Origin of the sequence: Bradyrhizobium sp. 172, from assembly GCF_023101065.1 — a bacterium.
In the GTDB taxonomy this organism is placed as follows: domain Bacteria; phylum Pseudomonadota; class Alphaproteobacteria; order Rhizobiales; family Xanthobacteraceae; genus Bradyrhizobium; species Bradyrhizobium canariense_D.
On record NZ_CP064701.1, the window covers coordinates 3,950,840 to 3,972,336 of the forward strand.

Genomic DNA, 21,497 nt, shown 5'->3' on the forward strand with positions numbered 1-21,497 from the left:
GCGTCAATGGAACGGTCGAAACTACGCTTAGACCGGCCCGGAGCGGTCGCGAAAAGCTTCGACCATCAGGGGGTTAAGCCCGAGTTCGCTGAGCGCCTCGCGGGCGCGGGCATTGTCCTGGGCGCGGCCCGCGAGCCGGTGACCGGAGAGCCGGTCAGGCAGCGCGGTCAGCAGGGCGCCCTGGCCGAGCCGGCGCGCCCATTCCTGCAGGTCGTTGGAGAGGAAGCGGTAGCCGCCGACGGCCATGATCCCGGAGGGCGGCGCGGTGATGCAGATCGCGCCGCTCGGACGATCGAGCCGCGCGGCATAGCCGGTATCGACATAGTCGCGTGGCGGTTGCGCGATCAGGGTGTCGCCGACCGGCGGCGGCGGCGGGGCGTAGGCCGCGATCGGCACCATAGGGCCGCGCAGCCCGAGCGTGCCCTTCGGCGTCAGCAGAATCTCGCCGGCGATCGACGAACCCGACTGCTCGCGCGGCGCGCCGTGCGGTCCCGGCATCACCGGCACCGGCATGCCGTCCTCGCCACGCCGGGCGCCGAACAATCCGGCCTCGCCGAACAGATAGACGTCCGTGAAAGGCGCATGCGGCGCAATCCATGCCTCGCTCGCCGACACCTGCTCGGGGGCGCGCCACAGGCCGATGACGTTGCGCAAGCTCGGCATCCGCGCCGCCAGCTCGGAATCGCCGAGCCGCTGGGCGAACTGTGCCGGTGCGATCAGCACGTCGCATTCGTGCGCATTGATCTGCTGCTCCAGCACGTCGTTCTCGAAGGGGTGATGCAGCGCCAGCGTGCCGCCGCACAGCAGCCACACCGCGAGCGAGGAGGCGAGCCCTGCGAACGACATCGGCGTGAACGCCGCCATCACGGTTGCGCCTTGCCTGATGTCGGCTTCCAGCGACATCGCGAGCCCCCCGGCGATCAGGCTGAAATGCGGCCGCGGCACCGGACGAAAGCCTTCCGCGGTGACGTCGAAGGAGATCATCGCCGCCTTGCGGCCATCCTGAATCACGGCGCGCGCTGTGCCGGGCGGACGGGCCTGCACGTCGTCGAGCGAGGCCATGCCTTCGGGCAGGTTGGTGCCGAAGCCGCAGACATGGCGAATCGAGAAGGCTTCCGCGGCCGCGTGCATGGCGAGATCGGCATAGCTGACGCCGTCGACCGTGCTCATGGTGACGATGGCGCGCGCCGCGGTACGATTGAGAGCGGCGGTCAGTTCGGCATGGCGCCAGAGCAGCGGCAGCACGGCGACGACAAGACCGGCGCGATGGGCGGCGAGAACGGTGAGCACGAACTCGACCGTATTCGGCAGTTGGATGGCGATGACGGAATTGGCCGGCAGGCCTGATTCGACGAAAAAGGCGGACAGCGCCTCGATGGCGGTGTCAGCCTCGGCATAGCTCATCCGCCGCGGCTCGTGCCCGGTCACGCGGAACTTGTTCAGGGGGTCGAGCAGAGCGGTCGCGTGCGGCTGCCGCATCAGCGTGCGCTGAAACAGTGTGTCGAGCGTCGGCGATACGGCTGGCTGGTTCACGGCGTCACTTTGCTTGATGAGCTTGCGGCTGCCCCTTCGACCACCAGGTCTCCGGCAAATAGCCGGACAGCGAGGTGGCCTCTGGCCGTTCTATCCGATTCCAGCGCGCGATCCATTGCTCGGATAAGTTAAACAGGGGGATTGTATAGAAACCGGAGATCAAAGCGCGGTCGAGCGCCCGCACCGCGGATACGAAATCCGTGTGTTCACGGGCTTCCAGCAGTGCGGCGATCATCGCATCGACCGCGGGATCCCGGGCCCCCATGTAGTTGCGGGTGCCCGGACTGTCGGCGGCAGCGCTCCCCCAGTAGAAATATTGCTCGTTGCCGGGCGACAGGGACTGGTCCCAGCGGTTCTGGATCATGTCGAATTCGTAGGCGAGCCGGCGCTGGTCGAACTGCACGGGATCGACCGATCGCACGCTGGGCTCGATGCCGGCGCGCCTGAGGTCGCGCTGAAAGGCAAGCGCGACGCGTTCCTGGTCGCGGGTCGTGACCAGGATCTCGAAGGTGAAGGGCGCCTTGGTCGCACGGTTGCGCAGCACGGTGCCGTCGAGATCGTAGCCGGCCTCCGACAACAGCTTCAGCGCCGCGCGCAGCGTGGTCCGGTCGCGGCCCGAACCGTCGGTCACCGGCAGGCGGTAGCTGCCGTCCATTATGTCAGGCGGGATCTGCGCGGCGAACGGCTTGAGCAACTCGCGCTCGCGCGCATCCGCAGGCTTGCCATACGCTGAGAGGTCCGAGCCGGCAAAATAGCCGGCGACGCGCGAGTAGAGGTTGAAGAAGTAGTTGCGGTTCACCAGCTCGAAATCGAACAGCAGCGTCAAGGCCTGGCGCACGCGGATGTCGGCGAATATGGGACGCCTCGTGTTGAACACCAGAAATTCGGAAGGTTGCGGCACGCCCGGCTTGAAGGTGTCGCGGATCACGTCGCCATTCTTCGCCGCGGGAAAGTCGTAGCCGTCGTGCCAGCGCAGCGGCTCGTGCTCGATGCGGAAATCATAGAGGCCGCGCTTGAAAGCTTCGAACTGGCCGTTGGCTTCGCGAAAATAGTCGAGCCTGATCTCCTCGAAATTGTAGAGCCCGCGATTGATGGCGAGGTCACGGCCCCAATAGTCGGGATTGCGGGTGAGCGTCACGCTGGCACCGGGCCTCACGGCGGTGACGCGATACGGGCCGGAGCCGACCGGGCCCGACAGCGTCGTCTCCTCGAAAGCCGCGACGTCGACCGCATGTTTCGGCAGGATCGGCATCAGGCCGAGGATCAGCGGCAGTTCGCGGTCATTGGCTCCCGCAAGGTCGAAGCGGACGGTGAGGGGATCCGGCGCCTCGGCCCTTGCCACCTTGCCGTAATATTGCCGGTGGTTGGGGCGGCCGTGGTCGCGCAGCAACTGCCAGGAGAACAGCACGTCCTCGGCGCGGACCGGCTTGCCGTCGGAGAAGCGCGCGCGGGGATCGATGTGGAACGTGACAAAGCTGCGCTCGTCATCGGTCTCGACCGATCTGGCGAGCAGTCCGTAGAGCGTGAACGGCTCGTCATTGCCGCGCGCGAGCAGGCTCTCGACCACGTAGTTCCGGACCGGCTGCACGGCCAGTCCCTTGACGATGAAGGGATTGAGGCTGTCGAAGGTGCCGAGAACGCCCCAGGTCAGCCGGCCGCCCTTGGGGGCGTCAGGGTTGACGTAAGGGATGTGGGTGAAACCGGCAGGCATCGCCGGCTTGCCGTGCATGGCGATGGCGTGGGCTTCCTCGGCCTCTGCGCCGCTGGCCGGAAGCCCCAAGGAAAACGGGAGCCCCAAGGCGAAAGCCAGGACACAGAGGCGGACGCAAAGACCTTCAGGACGGCCCTCGAGAAGGCGCTGGAACATGAACATGTGGACACGTTGATTCGAGGACCGCAGGCCTGAATCCTATCACAGGGATTTTCCCGGGGGCGCACGCCGACGCGCGGTCAAAGGCGCTTGTCGGCATTGATCTTTTCGTCGGCCACGTTAAGAAGGCACGCAATCGCGCAAGAGCGCCGAGCCCGTCACTTATCTGCCTCATTTGACGGGGAGAGAGCCGCGCCCAACGCGGCCAGGCTCGGTGCGTCGAAGCGGTTCGGGCACTTCCCGTTCAGAAAGGGTTTTCCGCAATGAATTTCCGTTACTTGGCCGCGTCCGTCCGGCCGCGCGGGCGACTTCTCGCCTTGTTGACGGCGACGGCGTTGGCCGTCCCGTTTGCCGCCGAGGCCCAGGCTCCCGCGCCAGCTCCGGGCACGCCCGCGCCCAAGGCGACCCCGAAGGCCGCTCCGAAGGCTGCCCCCAAGGCTCCGGCGCCGGCCGCTCAGGCACCGGCCCAGCCGGCACCCGCCCAGGGCGCTCCGGCGCAGGGCGCTCCAGCGCAGCAGGGCGCGGCCCAGCCGGCCGATCAGCAAATCCAGCTGATCTACGCCCCCTGGACCAAGTTCTGCCTCAAGGGCCAGGACGCCAATGCCAAGCAGGTCTGCTTCACCGGCAAGGACGGCCGTATCGAGTCGGGCCAGCCGGTCATCGCGGCCGTCATCATCGAGCCAGAAGGCGAGCCGAAAAAGATCCTGCGCGTGACGCTGCCGCTCGGCATGCAGTTGGTGCACGGCACCCGCATCATCGTGGACAACAATCCGCCGTTGCAGAGCCCGTATGTGATCTGCTTCCAGAACGGCTGCATGTCCGACTACGAAGCCACGCCCGAGTTCATCAACAACATGAAGAAGGGCCAGAACCTGGTTGTTCAGGCGATCAATGCCAACGGCGCACCGCTGACGCTGCCGCTGCCGCTCGCCGGCGAATTCCAGAAGGCCTATGACGGCCCGCCGACCGATCCGAAGGTGTTCGAGGAAACCCAGAGGAAGCTGCAGGAAGAGCTCCAGAAGAAGGCTGAAGAGCTGCAGAAGAAGCAGCAGCAAGCGCCTGGCGCCGCTCCGGCCGGACAGAAGTAATCAGGGATCAATCCCGCACATGAAAAAGGCGCTCGGTTCGAGCGCCTTTTTTGCTGGCCAGTTGATGGCTTCGAAACTCAGTTCAGCGAAGGATTGCGCGGGCGATAGCCGGTCTTGTCCTTGACGAAGATCTCGGCGACCTGGGAATGCCGGACCGGCTCGCCGGAATCGTCCGGCACGAGATTCTGCTCGGAGACATAGGCGACGTATTCCGACTCCGAGTTCTCCGCGAGCAGGTGATAGAACGGCTGGTCCTTGTGGGGCCGCACCTCCTCGGGGATCGACAGCCACCACTCTTCGGTGTTGTTGAATTCCGGATCGATGTCGAAGATCACGCCCCGGAACGAGAAGATCCGGTGGCGCACGACCTGTCCGATCTGGAATTTGGCGGTCCGCGCTTTAATCATTCCCCGTCGATAGACCAGGATTGTGGCCGATGCTAGTGCCCTGATCTGGAATTAACCCGCGGTTGCGGGGCAGATAGGCCCCCAATCTTCAGAAAACACTTCATCAATGGTCGATATCCTCAATCTGGCTCTACCATATTTCGGCTTGATCTTCGTTGGATTCGCCTGTGGCAAGGTCAAATCCCTGCCGGAATCGGGCCTCGCCTGGATGAACTTCTTCCTGCTCTATGTGTCGCTGCCGGCGCTGCTGTTTGCGATCATGTCGAAGACGCCGTTTTCGGAATTGAACAACCCGCCGTTCCTGGTCGCGACCACCCTGTCGACCGTTGCGGCGTTCACACTCGCGCTGGTCGTCGGCAAGGTTTTGGGCGGGCTGACGCTGCGCGAGGCGACGCTCGCCGGGCTCTCCGGCGGCTACGGCAATATCGGCTACATGGGACCGGGGCTGGCGCTCGCCGTGCTCGGGCCGAAGGCCTCCGCGCCGACTGCGCTGATCTTCTGCTGCGACAGCATCTTCCTGTTCACGATCGTGCCGTTGCTGATCGAGCTCTCCGACCGCGATCATCCCTCGATCGTGCATGCCTTCGGCGTCGTGCTGAAGCAGATCGTGCTCAACCCGCTGATCATGTCGGCCTGCTTTGGCGCGGCCTTCGCATCGCTGCATATCGAGATGCCCGTCGCACTCGATCGCACCATCACCTTCCTCCAGAACGCAGCCGCTCCGACCGCGCTGTTCGTGCTCGGCGTGACCGTGGCGCTCCGCCCGTTCGATCGGGTCCCGTGGGAAGTGCCGGGCGTGATCGCGATCAAGCTCCTGGTCCATCCGCTTGCAGCTTTCGGCCTGATGCTGGCGCTCGGCCCGTTTGCGCAGCCCTGGGCCGCGACCGCCGTGCTGATGGCCTCGCTGCCGCCGGCGCTAAACGTGTTCGTCATCGCCCGGCAGAACGACGCCTGGATCGAGTCTGCCTCCGTCGCGGTGCTGCTCGGGACGTTTGCGTCCGTGGTCACGCTGACCAGCGTGATGTGGGCGATCCAGACTGGCCGGCTGGCGTTTCCTTGAGCGGCGGTTACTTCCGCCAAGTCGGCGTGAGCCCCTCGCGCATCGCAAAACGCCGGAGCGGGCCGATCGCGCCGAGCAGGTGCATGCCGACCGCGCGGACGGGCTGGAGTGGCAGGAAATCATTGAGCAGCGAGCGGTTGGCGATGTCGATCGCAAAGGTCCGGCTCAGGATGTCCGGACGCCGCGCCCGGTCATAACGCTTGAGCACGTCTGCTGCGCCGGGATCTTGGCCTGATGCGATGGCCTCGCCTGCAAGCCTCGCAATGTCGGCGGCATCGCGGAGGCCGAGATTGAGACCCTGGGCGCCGATCGGGGGAACCACATGGGCGGCTTCGCCGACCAGCGCAATGCGGTCGCCGCCGAAGGATTTGGGACGTTCGATCGCCAGCGGGAACAGATGGCGGCCCGGCTCCACCGTCATGCGCCCGAGGATCGAATGCGACTGCTTCTCGATCGCGGCGGACAATTCCTCATCGCTCAGGCCGCGAAGCCGCTCGGCGTCCGCAGGCGCCGAGACCCAGACGACGCTGGAACGATCGCCGGGCAGGGGCACGAACACGCAAGGACCATGCGGGGTGTGGAACTCGGTCGAGACGTTGCGGTGGGGCCGCGCGTGCCCGACGTTGAAAGTCAGTGCCGTCTGGGTCAGCTCGCGCCGCGTCACCGCGATGCCGGAGGCTTCGCGGCACAGCGAATGCCGGCCGTCGGCCCCGACCACGAGGCGGGCCGAGAGAAATTGCGCAGCGGCCGTGCGGATCGCGACGTCATCGGCTTCGATGACGACAGTTTCGGCCTCGTCGTCGAAACGGACGACATCGGGCAGTTCGGCCGCGCGCGCTTCCAGCGCCAGCATCAGCGAGCGGTTGTCGATGTTGTAGCCGAAGGCATCGAGGCCGATTTCGTGGCAGGAGAACCGGACCTCCGGCGCACGAAACAGCCGGCCGGTGTCGTCGACGAGCCGCATGATTTCGAGCGCGGCCGCCTTGTCCTTGCAGCGCGGCCAGACGTCGAGGCTCTCCAGCAGATCGACGGAGGCACCGAGTAGCGCCGTGGTTCGATTGTCGGCATAAGGCATGCGACGCGCCACCAGCGCGGTCCGTGCGCCCGCCTGCGCCAATGCGATGGCGGCGCTCAGTCCCGCCGGTCCGCCGCCGATCACGGCCGCGTCAAAGAGTGTCGATGCATCTGTCATGGAACGACATTGGACATGCCCCGCGGCAAATTCAAGCCCACTCATATTTCCCTGATTTTATGACGAATTGTGCGACCAGGCGCCGCAATGGCTTATGTGCAAACCGGTGTCATTCTGATAGCAGAAGTCATGGACAGCCAAGAGGATTCCCTGAAGCCCAGGCCCGCGATCCGCGCCGCTGCCTTCTCGGTGCACATCTTCACCGCGTTCGGTGCGGCGATCGCGCTGCTGGCGATGCTTGAGGCCGTGCGTGAGCACTGGGCGGCGATGTTTCAATGGCTGGGCGTCGCCCTCATCATCGACGCGATCGATGGGCCGATCGCGCGCCGGCTCAACGTCAAGGACGTGCAGCCGAACTGGTCGGGCGACGTGCTCGACCTCGTGGTCGATTTCGTCACTTACGTCTTCGTGCCGGCCTATGCGATCGTGGCCAGCGGCTTGCTGCTGCCGGTCGCAGCTCCCCTGCTCGGCGTCGCCATCATCGTCACCAGCGCATTATATTTCGCCGATCTGCGCATGAAAGCGGACGACAATCATTTCCGTGGTTTTCCGGCGCTGTGGAATGCGGCGGCGTTCTATCTGTTTCTGCTGCACTGGCCGCCGCTGCTCTCGACGCTGCTAGTAGCGGCCCTGGTGGTGCTGACCTTCGTGCCGTTCCACGTGCTGCATCCGGTGCGCGTCGTGCGGCTGCGCTGGCTGACGATGTCGCTGATCGCCATCTGGGCTCTGCTCTCCTTCTACACGCTGCAGATGGACTTTCGCGTCGGCACCGGTGTGACTGTCGCGCTCTGCGCGATCGCGCTCTGGATCAGCTTCAGCGACGCATTGATCCGGCTGACAAGATCCTTCGCATGATGCACCTGTTGACCAGCCCCGAAGCCTGGGCCGCGCTCCTCACCTTGACCGCGCTCGAGATCGTGCTCGGCATCGACAACGTCATCTTCCTGTCGGTGATCGTCTCGCGCATTCCCGAGAAGCAGGCGCACCGCGCCCGCCAGATCGGGCTCGCGCTGGCGCTGATCTTCCGCATCATCCTGCTCAGCCTCCTGGTCTGGCTGATCGGCCTGACCGCGCCGGTGTTTTCGTTTTCCGGTTACGGCTTCTCCTGGCGCGACCTCATCCTGATCGGCGGCGGTCTGTTCCTGATTGCGAAGGCGACGCACGAGATTCATGGCGAGGTCGAAGCCGATGACGGCGAGGGCGGCGAGAAGTCACCTCGTAACGCTTTCTTCTGGGTCATCGTCCAGATCGTGATCATCGACATCGTGTTCTCGCTGGACTCGATCATCACGGCGATCGGCATGGCGCAGGACCTCGAAATCATGATCGCGGCCGTCGTGATCGCCTGTCTCATCATGTACATTTCGGCCGGACCGGTGTCGCGGTTCGTCGCGGAGCATCCGACCACGAAAATGCTGGCTCTGGCCTTCCTGGTGCTGATCGGCGTCGCGCTGGTTGCGGACGGATTCCAATTCCACATCCCGCGCGGCTACATCTATTTCGCGATTGCGTTCTCGGCAGCGGTCGAGTTTTTCAACGTGTTAGCGAAACGCAACCGCAGGAAGACCGGCAAGCCGTCGGTCTAGGCGTTCCAGCCCGCGTCGAGTTGACAAGGCGGGCGCGATGTCTTTCGCTGGCCCGCGAGAAAAGGAGGTCAGGTGATGACCAAAGCCGTCCGTGTGCACAAGGTCGGAGGCCCCGAAGCCCTGGTCTATGAGAGCGTCGATGTTCCGGCGCCCGGGCCCGGCGAGGTGCGCATCGTCCAGCATGCCGTCGGCCTGAACTTCATCGACGTCTATTACCGCACCGGCCTCTACAAGGCGCCGGGGCTGCCCTTCATCGCCGGCAACGAGGCCTCGGGCGAGGTCGTCGCGGTCGGGCCGGGCGTGACGAATTTCCATCCCGGCGACCGCGTCGCCTACTACCACAATCTCGGCGCCTATACCGGGGAGCGCAACATCCCCTGGGAGCGGCTGGTCAAGCTGCCCGACCACATCACCCACGAGCAGGGCGCCGTGCTGATGCTGAAGGGGCTGACGGTGTGGTATCTCCTGCACAAGACCTTCAAGGTCGAGCCGCATCATCGCGTGCTGATCCATGCCGCGGCCGGCGGCATCGGCCTGCTTGCCTGCCAATGGGCGAGGGCAATGGGTGCCCACGTCATCGGCACCGTCGGCTCGCGCGAGAAGGCTGCGCTTGCCGAGGCCAATGGCTGCGACCATGTGATCCTCTACAACGAGGAAGACTTCGTTGCGCGCGTCAAACAGATCAGCCGCAACGAGGGCTGCGACGTGGTTTATGACGGTGTCGGCAAGGCGACGTTCCCGGGCTCGCTGTCCTGCCTGAAGCCGCGCGGGATGTTCGTCTCCTTCGGCAATGCCTCAGGCCCGGTGCCGCCGTTCTCGATCGCCGAGCTCAACACCCACGGCTCGCTGTTTGCGACCCGGCCCAAGCTCAACGACTATATCGGAACGCGCAAGGAGTTGCTGGAAGGCGCTGACACGCTGTTCGCCGCCGTCATTAACGGCAAGCTGCACGTGCCGATCAACCATGCCTACGCGCTCAAAGACGCCGCCAAGGCGCATATCGATCTCGAGAGTCGCAAGACCACGGGCGCGTCGATCTTGAAGCCGTAGAGAACGTCTTGCCGAAGTCGTCATGCCCGGGCTTGTGCCGGGCATCCACGCTCTTCGTGCCGCGCCTCAAGGCGTACATGGCCGGGACAAGCCCGGCCATGACGGAGAAGAGAGCGGGCCGTCTACGCCACCCGCCGTGCCGCGCCGGCTCTGGTCAAGATCCCGTCGAGACAATCGATCATCTCGGCGATCTCGGCCCGCGTGACGTTCAGCGCCGGCATGAAGCGCAACGTGTCCACCTGCGGCGCGTTGAGGAGGACGCCGGCCTCGAACGCCTGCGCGACGATGCCGGGCGCGATCGGCAGCTTGAGGTCGAGCGCGAGCAGGAGCCCGCGACCTCGCACTTCCCCGAGCCCATGCCGCGCCGAGACCTTCTGCAGCTCGCTTTCGAGCAGCAGCCCGGTTTCGGTCGCCGTCTTCAGGAACTCCGGCTTGCTGACCTCGTCGAGCACCGCAAGCCCCGCCGCGCACATGATCGGGTTGCCGTTGAACGTGCCGCCCTGGTCGCCGTGCTCGAAGCAGGCCGCGCGTTCGGTCGCGAGCAGCGCCGCGAGCGGCACGCCGCCGCCGATGCCCTTGCCGAGCGTCATGATGTCGGGCGCGATGCCGGTGTGCTCGTAGTGGAAGAGCTTGCCGCTCCGGCCCATCCCGGTCTGGATCTCGTCGAAGACCAGGAGGAGGCCGTGCGCGTCGGTGAGGGCGCGCAACTCCTGCAAGAACTGGTCGGTCGCCGGCCATACGCCTGATTCCCCCTGGATCGGCTCGAGCATCACAGCGACGGTGTTGTCGTTGATCAGCTTTTCGACCGAGGCGATGTCGTTGAGCTTCGCCTTCTTGAAGCCGGCGACCTTTGGCTCGAACAGCGGCTCAAAGGCCTTCTTGCCCGAGGCCGACATCGTCGCCAAGGTGCGGCCGTGAAAGCCGCCTTCGAAGCTGATGATCTCGTACGCGCCACCTCGATGCAGGCTGCCATATTTGCGCGCGAGCTTGATCGCGCCCTCGTTGGCTTCCGCGCCGGAATTGGCAAAGAACACCTGGTCGAACGCGCTGTCTGCAACCAGCGCCTGCGCGAGCTTCAGGCTTGGCTCGTTGTAGAAGGCGGGGCTTGGCGTCAGCAGCCGCTTGGCCTGCACGGCAAGCGCGTTGGCGATCGCGGGCGGGGAGTGGCCGAGGCAGTTGACCGCCCAGCCCTGTACGAAATCGAGATAGCGCTTGCGGCTGTCGTCCCAGAGGTAGGAGCCGGCGCCGCGAACGAACACGGCCTTGGGCCGAGCGGTGATGTCCATCAACGCGTCATACGGATGGGTGGCGGTGGTCATGTCGAACTCCTCTGGAGGCGGGTGGAAAAGGGGGCGCGAAAAGCAAGAAGGCCGCACCTTGCGGGTGCGGCCTTCTCGAAAACCTACGCTGAATTCAGTGCTTCAGCGGCGTCGTCGGACATGGCGCACCCTCTCATCGTCGCGGAAGCGACGGCGGAGCATTTCGGTGCGCTGATGGGTCCGAGCGTTGATCATGGGGCGCGGCAATACATGCGAATGGCCGGGCTTGTCAAGCGCCGCCTTGCAGACCACACGCCCAGCGTGCATGGGGCAGGAGAGAGATGGGCGGCTGGAAACCATTACGTCTCTAGCGCGTTTGTGATCAGCGAACGCGAATTGGCTCGAACCGAACGGATGACGGTTCGGACCAAGAGGGGCGGGACCAACCAGATAGTTTTAAGCCTTGTCCGACACGCCTTATTCGATCGACCTCGACAGCATTCGCGGCGCGTTTCCGCCGGGCATCGAGGCGCCGCCGCTGTTGCTGGACTTTGCCGGCTGGCTGAAGGGACGGCCCTGGGGCAGCGTCGGCTGCTTCTCGCTGCAGGGCCAGTTTTCCGATCAGGCGCCTATTGTTGACGGCAGTCCCTTGCGCGACCGGTTTTCGCTGTTCATGCGGCTGTCGGATGGCTCGGCTGTTGGCGGCTGGTATGGCGCGGGTCTCGACCGCGACAATCCGCCGATCGTGGGGCTTGGGTCCGAGGGCGATCACGAGCTGCTGGCGCCGAGCCTCGATGGTCTGCTGGCAAAACTGACATCACAGCAATTCGACAACGCTTGGAGCGATCTGAAGCCACATGACGAGGTCGAATGCCAGACGGTCGAACTCGCGCAGTGGCTGACAGGACGGCCGACCGGGGAGACGGCGGCGGCCGATAACCATCCCTCGGAGCTGCCCGACTTTCGCGGCTTCATGGAAAGATGGAGCCGGGAGCGCGAAGACTATTGGGCCAATCATCGCCTGATGGCCGAGCTCGGCTGGCGCCTGACCGCGCATCTCCCCAAGGGCAAGAACGCCTGGGACAAGACGCATTTCGAGGTCGCGATCGTCGGCAAGCAGTACGAGGCGCGCGTCCTGTCGCGCGGGCCGCAGCCGTTCGAGGAAGCCGCCTCGATCGAATCCCTGCTGCGCGATCTGCGTGAGGAGATGCGCCGCGCACAGCCCGAGCTCGGGCTGTGGTACGCCATGAAATTCGGTCTCTATGCCGACGGCCGCGTCATGCCGAACTTCGAATATGATGTGCGCCCGACCATCGAGGGCGAGCCCGCGAAGCTGTCGGAGGCGCAAGCCGATCTTGCCCGCGCCCCGCGCCCGGAGCGCTGGGTGCCGAAATGGCTGGCGGAATCTTGAAGCTCGGAGTGCCGCGACGCTGCCGCCCAGCCGGCGCGCCGAAATCTTTGCACCTTCGATCCCCCTTGACTTAGAGCGCGCTCGAAGGGGTATCTGTACGTGCGTCAGTACGAGAACGGGCACACATGAAGATCGGCGACCTCGCAAAACGGACCGGCCTGTCGACGCACACGCTGCGCTATTATGAGCGCATCGGGCTGCTTCCATACGCCGACCGGGATCGCTCCGGCCAGCGCGACTTTGACGCATCGATCCTCACATGGATCGCATTCCTTGGGCGGCTCAAGACCACGGGAATGCCGATCCGGGACATGTTGCGTTACGCGGCGCTTCGGGATGAAGGCGACGCTACCGGCACAAGCCGGCGGCAGATTCTGGAAGTCCACCGGGAACAGGTACGCACGCAGATTGCCGAACTCCAGGAATGCCTGCTCGTCCTTGATACCAAGATCGCCGGCTATGCCAGCGACGAACAGAGGACGAAGGAAAATGACGCACGCCCAAACACAAGACGAAAGCCGCTTCGATCGCGGTCAGCGGGCCCTGTCACGTATTGACGGCAGTGCCGGCGAAAAGGTCGTCGCCTCACTCGCCGACATAGCTCCGGATTTCGCACGATACGTGATCGAGTTTCCGTTCGGCGACATTTACTGCCGCCCGGACCTCGGCCTGCGCGATCGAGAGATCGCCACGATCGCCGCGCTGACGGCGCTCGGAAATGCCGCGCCTCAGCTCAAAGTGCATCTCGAGGCGGGTCTGAACGTCGGCCTGTCTCGCGACGAGATCGTGGAGATCATGATGCAGATGGCCGTCTATGCGGGCTTCCCGGCGGCGCTGAACGGGCTGTTCGCAGCCAAGGAAGTGTTCGCCGCACGCGACGAACAGCAGGCGTCGGGAGAAGCGACATGACCTCGTAGTTCGGGCACGCCCAGCCTGAACGCCGGCTGGTGGAAAATGCCTAAGGCGCGCCGGTCTTGCCGGCGTGCCACGACCGGAATCTCAGAATCCCGCGACGCTGCCGTGGAGGTCGTACTGGTCCGCGCGCTCGATCTTGGCGGTGACGATCTCGCCGACGCGCAAGGGGCGGCGGCTCGACAGGTAGACGGCGCCGTCGATCTCGGGCGCATCAGCCTTGGAGCGGCCCCTTGCGACGGTCGGGCCGACCTCGTCGATGATGATCTGCTGGCGCGTGCCGACCTTGCGCTTCAGCCTGCGCGCAGAGATTTTCTGCTGGCGCGCCATCAGTGCATTGTAGCGCTCCTGCTTGATCTCTTCCGGCACGGGGTTCTCGATCGCATTCGCCGTGGCGCCGGCGACCGGCTCGTACTTGAAGCAGCCGAGCCGATCGATCTCGGCTTCGTCCAGCCAGTCGAGGAGATAGGCAAAGTCCGCATCGGTCTCGCCGGGGAAGCCGACGATGAAGGTCGAGCGCAAAGCGAGATCAGGACATTGCTCGCGCCAGCGCTTGATGCGCGCCAGCGTCTTGTCCTGCGCCGCCGGGCGCTTCATGGCCTTCAGTACTTCGGGGCTCGCATGCTGGAACGGGATGTCGAGATAGGGCAGCACCTTGCCCTCGTTCATCAGCGCGATGACCTCGTCGACATGCGGGTAGGGGTAGACATATTGCAGCCGGACCCAGGCGCCGAGCTCGCCGAGCTCGCGCGCGAGGTCGATGAATTTGGCGCGGACCTGGCGATCCTTCCACGGGCTCTCGGCGTATTTCAGATCGACGCCATAGGCCGAAGTGTCCTGCGAGATCACCAGCAGCTCTTTCACGCCGGCGTCGACCAGGCGCTCGGCCTCGCGCAGCACGTCGTTGGCCGGTCGCGAGACCAGGTCGCCGCGCAGCTTCGGGATGATGCAGAAGGTGCAGCGGTTGTTGCAGCCCTCGGAGATTTTCAGATAGGCGTAGTGCCGCGGCGTCAGCTTGATGCCTTGCGGCGGCACCAGATCGAGATGCGGATTGTGGGCGGGCGGCAGCGCGCGATGCACGGCGTCCAGCACGCTCTCATATTGCTGCGGGCCGGTGATGGAGAGCACGCCGGGATAGGCCTGCTCGATCTGCTCGGGTTCCGCCCCCATGCAACCGGTCACGATCACCTTGCCGTTCTCGGCCATGGCCTCGCCGATCGCCGAGAGCGATTCCTGCTTGGCGCTGTCGAGGAAGCCGCAGGTGTTGACGATGACGATGTCGGCCCCGTCATGCTTGCGGGCGAGCTCGTAGCCCTCGGCGCGCAGACGCGTGATGATGCGCTCGGAATCCACCAAAGCCTTGGGGCACCCGAGCGACACGAAGCTGACCTTCGGCGCAGCCGTCTGATCCATATCCAAATCTGCCTGATTGACAGGGTTGAGCTAGTCCCAATTGCCCATAATTACAACCCTTTGCATGGCTCGCGGGCATGCTATGGATGAATCACTGGTGGTGAGTGAGCAATGAGCGCCGAACAGTCGCCCAAAATCGTGATCGTCGACGAAAGCCCGATCCGGGCTGCGATCCTCGAAGAAGGGTTGCGGGAGGCCGGATTTACGCAGATCGTCCATATCCGCGAGATGCAGAGCCTGCTCGCCCGGATTTATGCGGTCGATCCCGACATCATCCTGATCGATCTGGAAAACCCCAGCCGCGACGTGCTGGAAGCGATGTTCCAGGTCAGCCGCGCCGTGAAGCGGCCGATCGCGATGTTCGTCGACCAGAGCGATTCATCCTCGATCCAGGCCTCGGTCGAGGCGGGGGTCTCAGCCTATATCGTCGACGGGCTGAGGAAGGAGCGCATCAAGCCGATCCTCGACCTCTGCGTGTCGCGCTTCAATGCCTTCGCAAAACTCCAGGAGGAACTGGAGCGTACCAAGTCGCAGCTCGAGGATCGCAAGGTCATCGAGAAGGCCAAGGGCATCCTGATGAAGGTGAAAGGCCTCACCGAGGACGAGGCCTATGTGCTGCTGCGCTCCACTGCGATGCGCGAGAAGAAGAAAATCGGCGAGATCGCCCAGTCGATCATCACCGCGTCGGAGATGCTGAAATGACCGCTCCCCTCCGCATCGGGTTCATTCCGCTGGTCGATGCCGCAGCGCTGATCGTTGCCGTCGACAAGGGATTTGCCGCGGCTGAAGGGCTCGAGGTCGAACTGGTCCGCGAGGTCTCCTGGTCCAACGTCCGCGACAAGCTCAATATCGGCTTGTTCGACGCCGCGCATCTGCTCGCTCCCGTCGCGATTGCGTCCTCGCTCGGGCTCGGCCACGTCAAGGTGCCGATCGCGGCGCCCTTCAATCTCGGCATCAACGGCAACGCGATCACGGTCTCGCCGGCGCTTCATACCGCGCTGATGGAGGAGATCGACGGCGACCGCTTCGATCCGCTCGCCACGGCAAAAGCGTTGGCGCGCGTGGTCACCAAGCGGCGCAAGGCTGGGGCCGATCCGTTGACCTTCGGCATGACCTTCCCGTTCTCGACCCACAATTATCAATTGCGGTTCTGGATGGCGGCGGCCGGCGTCGATCCCGACGAGGACGTGCGGCTGGTCGTGCTGCCGCCGCCCTATATGGTCGACAGTCTTGCCAATGGGCATGTCGATGCGTTCTGCGTCGGTGCGCCCTGGAATTCGATCGCGGTCGATCTCGGGATCGGCCACATCCTGCATTTCGTCTCCGACATCCTGGCCCATGCGGCGGAGAAGGTGCTGGCGCTCCGCCAGGTCTGGGCCGACAAGAATCCCGACGTGGTAGCCAGCCTGGTGCGCGCGGCGGTGAAAGCCGCCGAGTTCATCGAGCATCCCGAAAACCGGACCGAAGCGGCGCAGATCCTGGCGCAGCCGGAGCGGATCGGCGTCGATGCCGAAGTCATCCAGCGCACCCTCACGGGGCGCCTCAAGATTTCGCCGGACGGCACCTTTCGCGAGAGCGGCAGCTACCTCCTGGTGGGACGCGAGGAAGCAGGGCGCCCCGATCCGGTCCAGGCCGCCTGGCTCTATGCGCAGATGGTGCGCTGGGGGCAGACGACGCTGACGCCCGACGGCGTCAAGACGGCGATGGCCGTGTTCAGGCCCGATCTCTACGACGGCGCCCTCGGGCGCCGGCCGCCCGCCCAAGCCCCCGCGGCATTCGGCGCATTCGCCGGCCCCGCCTTCGATCCCGCCAATATTCGGGGGCATCTCGAGGCCTTCGAGGTGGGCCGCTGGAAGGTGTGATTCGGGTCTGCATCGTTTTTGAGCGCTGGAGATCCGAGTCTAAATTTTAGGCCGACTGCTCGAATTTCATAAGAGTTCCGGAGCCCAGAGTTCCCCGGCGCGCTCTTAATTACCTGATACCTCACACATTTTCATTTCATCGAAGCTGGCACGCAACTTGAATGTTGCAGTGCGGCCAGCCTGTCACAGATGCCTGCTGCGCCAGTCCCCAGCAACGAAGCTGTTCGGACCGCTGGGTGCGCAGCCGGCTCTCGAGCCAGCCGAGCTCCTCGCGGGTCGTGCACTTTCCGTCGATACCACCCAGGTGGCCGCAGGAGCTTCGTTACTGACCATGAAACTCGACACCGTCTCAGTCGACTTTACCGACGACCAGAAACGCTACCTTGAAGGCTTCACGACCGGTCTGCAGATCAGTCGCGTCGGTCGCGGTCTCGGCGGCGGCGCCGGCAAGGCGAACGCCGAGCCGACCGGTCCCGATGCCGTGCACATCAAGGCGCAGGACAAGGTGATCGCCGCGGGCAAGAAGCTCGCCGACCAGGAGAAGGTCAAGCGCGACGAGCATCCCTTCGATGCCTATCCGCGTCTCCGCCAGCAGGCGCTCGATAATACGCCGCCAAGCCCGGCGGACAATTTCCGCTGGCGCTATTACGGCATCTTCTACGTCGCGCCGACGCAGGACTCCTACATGTGCCGTCTGCGCATTCCGAACGGCATCATGAAGCACTGGCAACTGTCCGGCCTTGCCGACCTCGCCGATGAAACCTGCGGGCCCTACAGCCACGTCACGACGCGTGCCAATCTCCAGCTTCGCGAGATCCCGCCGAAGAACGCCGTGAAGCTGATCGAGGGCATACAGGATCTCGGCCTGTGCTCGCGCGGCTCCGGCGCCGACAACATCCGCAACGTGACGGGAACGCCGACGGCGGGCATCGATCCGCAGGAGCTGATCGACACGCGGCCTTATGCGCGCGAGTGGCACTACCACATCCTGAACGATCGCTCGTTGTATGGCTTGCCGCGCAAGTTCAACGTCGCCTTCGACGGCGCCGGCAAGATCGCGGTGCTCGAGGAGACCAACGACATCGCCTTCACGGCGTATGAGGTGAAGGATGGGTTCGGCGTCGAACCCGGGATCTGGTTCCGCCTCGGCCTCGGCGGCATCACCGGCCACAAGGACTTTGCGAAATATTCCGGCATCGTCGTCAAGCCTGAAGACGCTACCGCCGTTGCCGACGCCATCGTGCGCGTCTTCATCGAGCACGGCGACCGCACCAACCGCAACAAGGCGCGGTTGAAATACGTGCTCGACGCCATGGGCCATGACGGCTTTCTCAAGCTGGTCGAAGAGCGGCTGAAGACGCCGTTCACGCGCGTGACGGAAGAGGCGTTTGCGCCGCGGCCGGCCGCGGACCGCATGGCGCATATCGGCGTGCACAAGCAGAAGCAGGACGGCTTGAACTGGATCGGCGTGTCGCTGACGCTCGGCAAGATCAGCTGCGATCAGATGCGGGGTCTCGCCAACGTGGCGCTGGACCTCGGTGACGGCGAGATCCGTCTGACCGTCTGGCAGAACCTGCTGATATCAGGGGTGCGTGACGAGAATGTCGAGCTTGCCGTTGCGGCGATCAAGCAGATCGGGCTCGCGGCCGAGGCCTCGCACATCCGCGCCGGCCTGATCGCCTGCACCGGCAATGCCGGTTGCCGCTTTGCCGCCTCCAACACCAAGCGTCACGCCGCCGAGATCGGCGAATGGTGCGAGCCGCGCGTCGAGATGGACAAGCCGGTCAACATCCACGTCACCGGCTGCCACCATTCCTGTGCCCAGCACTACATCAGCGACATCGGTCTGATCGGGGCGCGCGTGCCTGTCAACGAGGAGGACACGGTGGAGGGCTATCATCTCTTCACCGGCGGCGGGTTCGGTCCTGACGCCGACGTCGGTCAGGAGGTCTATCACGACCTCAAGGCCGAGGACGCGCCGAAGACGGTCGAAGGGCTGCTCAAGGCCTATATCGCCCATCGCTCGTCTCCTGACGAAACCTTCCTGTCCTTTGCGCGCCGCCACGACGGCGAGACGCTGCGCAAGCTTGCCGATGCCGAGGTGTCCTCATGAACCAGATCAGCCCTCCACCCAAACTCGACATTATTCCCACGAGCGCCCCGTTCTCCGACGCGCAACGCTCCTGGCTGAACGGCTTCTTTGCCGGGCTGCTGTCGCCTGAGGCGGCCACGCCGCTGTCGGCGGAGCAGGGCGCCGCGGTCATGCAGGCTGGTGACGGTGACGACGGTGAAGCGCCGTGGCACGACCAGACCATGCCGATCGCCGATCGGATGAAGCTCGCCGAAGGCCGTCCCGTGCGGCGCAAGATGATGGCGGCGATGGCGCAGCAGGATTGCGGGCAGTGCGGCTACAATTGCCACGACTATTCGGAGGCGATCGCGAGCCGCAGTGAAGCGCGCCTCAACCTCTGCGTCCCCGGTGGCAAGGAAACCGCACGGATGCTGAAGTCGTTGCACGAAGAGCTGGATAAGGCGCCGGCGGCAAAGCCGGCTGACAAGCAAGACGCGGTGGCGGCCCCCGCCGTGACCGTGACGATCGCCGAGCCCGGCCGCTCGCGGGACAACCCCGTTGCGGCGACCTTCCTGTCGCGCCGTCTTCTCAACAAGGGAAAGTCCGAGAAGGAAACCTATCACGTCGAGTTCGATCTCTCCGAGAGCAAACTCGACTACGTCGTCGGTGACAGTTTTGGCGTGTTCGCGCGGAACGAGCTCGGCCTCGTCGACCAGGTCATCGCGTTGCTCGGTGCCTCCCACACCACGAAGGTCAACGGCAAGACGCTGCGCGAGGTGCTGATCGACGACGTCTCGTTGTCGCCGGCGCCCGACACGCTATTCGAACTGCTCTCCTTCATCACCGGCGGCGCGCAGCGCGAGAAGGCGCGGGCGCTGGCACAGGGCGAGGATCCCGATGGCGATGCCGCAACGCTCGACGTCATGGCGGCGCTGCAGAAGTTCTCGGGCACGCGGCCGCATCCCGAAGCCTTCGTGGAGGCGCTCGAGCCGCTGCAGCCGCGGCTCTATTCGATCTCGTCCTCGCACAATGCGACGCCTGGAAAGCTGTCGCTGACGGTCGATTCCGTGCGCTACGTGATCGGCAAACGCAAGCGCATCGGCGTTGCCTCGACCTTCCTCGGCGAGCGCATCGCTGAGGGCGAGAAGCTCAAGGTCTATGTGCAGAAGGCGCACAATTTCGGCCTGCCGCAGGATCCGAAGACGCCGATCATCATGATCGGCCCCGGCACCGGCATTGCGCCGTTCCGCGCCTTCCTGTTCGACCGCAAGGCGACCGGTGCGCCTGGCAAGAACTGGCTGTTCTTCGGCCATCAGCGCAGCGATTGCGACTTCTTCTACCAGGAGGAGCTCAACGCGATGAAGACCTCGGGCCTGCTCACGCGTATGTCGCTGGCCTGGTCGCGCGACGGCGAGAAGAAGTTCTATGTGCAGGACCGCATGCGCGAGGTCGGCCGCGAGGTGTGGACGTGGCTCGCCGAGGGGGCGCATTTCTACATCTGCGGCGATGCCAAACGCATGGCCAAGGACGTCGAGCGTGCACTGGTCGATATCGTCGCCCAATTCGGGGCGCGTTCGACCGACGAAGCCGTCAGTTTTGTCGCAGAACTCAAGAAGACGGGCCGCTTCCAGGCTGACGTCTACTAGATGTCATCCTACGGTCATCCGAGCCGGTTCCAACTGGCTCGGATTTGAGCGAATAAGATTCTCGGAAGTGGCGGGCGAGGAGAATTTGCTCCTGCGATGGGGGGTTTTCAGAGAACCCGCATCGCTATTTCCGCCGGTCTCTTGCCCGCCACCCCGGTTGATCCTTCATAATCGTCCGAATGGGGCGTTGGAGATCGACCATGCGCGAACTATCGGCGGAAGCCAGGCTGCACTTCTACGCGCGCTCGCTCTCGCGGCGGACCGGTGCGAGCGTGCATCATGCCGCAATGTACAGCGCCTTCGCCGTCATCGCCGCGATCGTGTTCGGCACGCTGTCGGTACACCCGTTCTGATCACGCTCCGCGCTTGAACGGCGCGACCTCGATCCCTGCATCCTTCAAAGCCTGCCGCAGACCGCGCGCGATGTCGACGGCGCCCGGCGTATCGCCGTGGATGCAGACCGTGTCGGTGCGCATCTTGATGACCTTGCCGGTGACCGAGACCACCGCGCCGTCCTGCACCATGCGCACCACGCGGTCGGCGATGGCCTTGGCGTCATGCAGCACTGCACCGGGCTTCTTGCGCGAGACGAGATTGCCGTCGTCCTCATAGGCGCGGTCGGCGAACACCTCGTGCACCATCGGCAGATTGGCGGCTTCGCCGGCCTTCACCAGCTTGGAATTGGCGAGCACGACGAAAATCAGGCTCGGGTCGACCGCCTTGATGCCGGCGGCGATCGCCTTCGCCGTCATGTCGTCCTCGCAGGCGACGTTGGAGAGCGCGCCATGCGCCTTCACATGCGTTACCTTGTGGCCGGCCGCGGTCGCGATCGCCTGCAGCGCGCCGATCTGGTAGGCGACGAGGTTCTCGATCTCGGAGGCCTTCAGACCCGCGATCGGATGGCGGCCAAAGCCGTGCAGGTCGCGATAGCCAGGGTGCGCGCCGACCGAGACGCCGCGCGCCTTCGCCAGCTCGACCGTTCGGCGCATGATGTCGGGGTCGCCCGCGTGGAAGCCGCAGGCGACGTTGACCGAGCTCGCCAGCTCGATCATGGCGGCATCATTGCCCATCTCCCAAGCGCCAAAACCTTCGCCGAGATCGCAATTGAGATCGATCGTCTTCATGGGTTGCTCTCCG

20 protein-coding genes are annotated in these 21,497 nt (G+C 64.7%); 13 read left to right on the forward strand and 7 right to left on the reverse strand.

Translation table 11 applies throughout. The features are described 5' to 3' along the window. Nucleotides 1-27: 27 nt before the first annotated feature. Nucleotides 28-1,533 carry an AMP-binding protein gene (locus tag IVB07_RS19120; RefSeq protein ID WP_018457930.1) on the reverse strand — a complete coding sequence of 502 codons (1,506 nt, stop codon included), beginning with the start codon at nt 1,531-1,533 and terminating at the stop codon, nt 28-30. A gap of 4 nt (nt 1,534-1,537) precedes the next feature. Beyond that, a complete protein-coding gene (locus IVB07_RS19125) occupies nt 1,538-3,406 on the reverse strand; it encodes an extracellular solute-binding protein (RefSeq protein WP_018457929.1) in 1,869 nt (622 codons plus the stop codon). A gap of 260 nt (nt 3,407-3,666) precedes the next feature. Between IVB07_RS19125 and IVB07_RS19130 the strand changes: the two genes are divergently transcribed. Further along, on the forward strand, nt 3,667-4,491 hold the full coding sequence (locus IVB07_RS19130; RefSeq protein ID WP_018457928.1) for an invasion associated locus B family protein: 825 nt from the start codon (nt 3,667-3,669) through the stop codon (nt 4,489-4,491). 77 nt (nt 4,492-4,568) lie between these two features. On the opposite strand, the gene hspQ is transcribed toward IVB07_RS19130, so the two are convergent. After that, nucleotides 4,569-4,898 carry a heat shock protein HspQ gene (gene hspQ / locus IVB07_RS19135; protein WP_018457927.1) on the reverse strand — a complete coding sequence of 110 codons (330 nt, stop codon included), beginning with the start codon at nt 4,896-4,898 and terminating at the stop codon, nt 4,569-4,571. A gap of 106 nt (nt 4,899-5,004) precedes the next feature. Here hspQ and IVB07_RS19140 point away from each other — a divergent pair, with 106 nt between their 5' ends. Further along, nucleotides 5,005-5,958 (forward strand): AEC family transporter, encoded by a 954-nt coding sequence (locus tag IVB07_RS19140; RefSeq protein WP_018457926.1) that lies wholly within the window; start codon nt 5,005-5,007, stop codon nt 5,956-5,958. Between the two features lie 7 nt (nt 5,959-5,965). Here IVB07_RS19140 and IVB07_RS19145 read toward each other — a convergent pair whose 3' ends face one another. Beyond that, nucleotides 5,966-7,150: a UbiH/UbiF family hydroxylase gene (locus tag IVB07_RS19145; protein ID WP_018457925.1), complete on the reverse strand. Its 1,185-nt coding sequence runs from the start codon at nt 7,148-7,150 to the stop codon at nt 5,966-5,968. Between the two features lie 87 nt (nt 7,151-7,237). Here IVB07_RS19145 and pcsA point away from each other — a divergent pair, with 87 nt between their 5' ends. The 3 genes from pcsA (at nt 7,238) to IVB07_RS19160 (ending at nt 9,786) form a co-directional block, all read left to right on the forward strand. Next, nucleotides 7,238-8,005 carry a phosphatidylcholine synthase gene (gene pcsA / locus IVB07_RS19150; protein ID WP_085353096.1) on the forward strand — a complete coding sequence of 256 codons (768 nt, stop codon included), beginning with the start codon at nt 7,238-7,240 and terminating at the stop codon, nt 8,003-8,005. Beyond that, nucleotides 8,002-8,736 carry a TerC family protein gene (locus IVB07_RS19155; protein ID WP_018457923.1) on the forward strand — a complete coding sequence of 245 codons (735 nt, stop codon included), beginning with the start codon at nt 8,002-8,004 and terminating at the stop codon, nt 8,734-8,736. Before pcsA ends, IVB07_RS19155 begins: the two co-directional genes overlap by 4 nt. A gap of 75 nt (nt 8,737-8,811) precedes the next feature. After that, entirely contained in the window at nt 8,812-9,786 is a 975-nt protein-coding gene (locus IVB07_RS19160; protein ID WP_018457922.1) for a quinone oxidoreductase, read from the forward strand. 122 nt (nt 9,787-9,908) lie between these two features. Here the strand turns inward: IVB07_RS19160 and IVB07_RS19165 are convergent, their stop codons facing one another. Further along, nucleotides 9,909-11,105, reverse strand: a complete 1,197-nt coding sequence (locus tag IVB07_RS19165; protein WP_247767775.1) for an acetylornithine transaminase — start codon at nt 11,103-11,105, stop codon at nt 9,909-9,911. Nucleotides 11,106-11,508: 403 nt separating this feature from the next. Between IVB07_RS19165 and IVB07_RS19170 the strand changes: the two genes are divergently transcribed. From IVB07_RS19170 to IVB07_RS19180, 3 genes are all read left to right on the forward strand, one after another. Further along, nucleotides 11,509-12,456: a hypothetical protein gene (locus tag IVB07_RS19170; protein ID WP_018457920.1), complete on the forward strand. Its 948-nt coding sequence runs from the start codon at nt 11,509-11,511 to the stop codon at nt 12,454-12,456. Nucleotides 12,457-12,581: 125 nt separating this feature from the next. Beyond that, the gene (locus IVB07_RS19175; protein ID WP_018457919.1) at nt 12,582-13,013 is read left to right on the forward strand and encodes a MerR family transcriptional regulator; all 432 of its coding nucleotides are present in this window, start codon (nt 12,582-12,584) and stop codon (nt 13,011-13,013) included. After that, a complete protein-coding gene (locus tag IVB07_RS19180) occupies nt 12,946-13,365 on the forward strand; it encodes a carboxymuconolactone decarboxylase family protein (RefSeq protein WP_026233462.1) in 420 nt (139 codons plus the stop codon). Before IVB07_RS19175 ends, IVB07_RS19180 begins: the two co-directional genes overlap by 68 nt. Nucleotides 13,366-13,455: 90 nt before the next feature. Here the strand turns inward: IVB07_RS19180 and rimO are convergent, their stop codons facing one another. Then, nucleotides 13,456-14,781: a 30S ribosomal protein S12 methylthiotransferase RimO gene (rimO, locus tag IVB07_RS19185; protein WP_018457917.1), complete on the reverse strand. Its 1,326-nt coding sequence runs from the start codon at nt 14,779-14,781 to the stop codon at nt 13,456-13,458. A 111-nt stretch (nt 14,782-14,892) separates the two neighbouring features. Between rimO and IVB07_RS19190 the strand changes: the two genes are divergently transcribed. The 5 genes from IVB07_RS19190 (at nt 14,893) to IVB07_RS19210 (ending at nt 20,713) form a co-directional block, all read left to right on the forward strand. Continuing rightward, nucleotides 14,893-15,483, forward strand: coding sequence for an ANTAR domain-containing protein (locus tag IVB07_RS19190; protein WP_007590901.1), 591 nt, complete (start codon nt 14,893-14,895; stop codon nt 15,481-15,483). Then, complete coding sequence (locus IVB07_RS19195) at nt 15,480-16,643, forward strand: CmpA/NrtA family ABC transporter substrate-binding protein (protein ID WP_018457916.1); 1,164 nt, start codon at nt 15,480-15,482, stop codon at nt 16,641-16,643. The genes IVB07_RS19190 and IVB07_RS19195 overlap by 4 nt, the downstream gene beginning before the upstream one ends. Nucleotides 16,644-16,974: 331 nt before the next feature. Next, on the forward strand, nt 16,975-18,756 hold the full coding sequence (locus IVB07_RS19200) for a NirA family protein (protein WP_247362827.1): 1,782 nt from the start codon (nt 16,975-16,977) through the stop codon (nt 18,754-18,756). After that, complete coding sequence (locus IVB07_RS19205) at nt 18,753-20,360, forward strand: sulfite reductase subunit alpha (RefSeq protein WP_018457914.1); 1,608 nt, start codon at nt 18,753-18,755, stop codon at nt 20,358-20,360. Before IVB07_RS19200 ends, IVB07_RS19205 begins: the two co-directional genes overlap by 4 nt. Before the next feature lie 200 nt (nt 20,361-20,560). Next, entirely contained in the window at nt 20,561-20,713 is a 153-nt protein-coding gene (locus IVB07_RS19210) for a hypothetical protein (protein WP_007590908.1), read from the forward strand. Here the strand turns inward: IVB07_RS19210 and IVB07_RS19215 are convergent, their stop codons facing one another. Further along, complete coding sequence (locus tag IVB07_RS19215; protein ID WP_018457913.1) at nt 20,714-21,484, reverse strand: 5-oxoprolinase subunit PxpA; 771 nt, start codon at nt 21,482-21,484, stop codon at nt 20,714-20,716. Between the last annotated feature and the right edge of the window lie 13 nt (nt 21,485-21,497).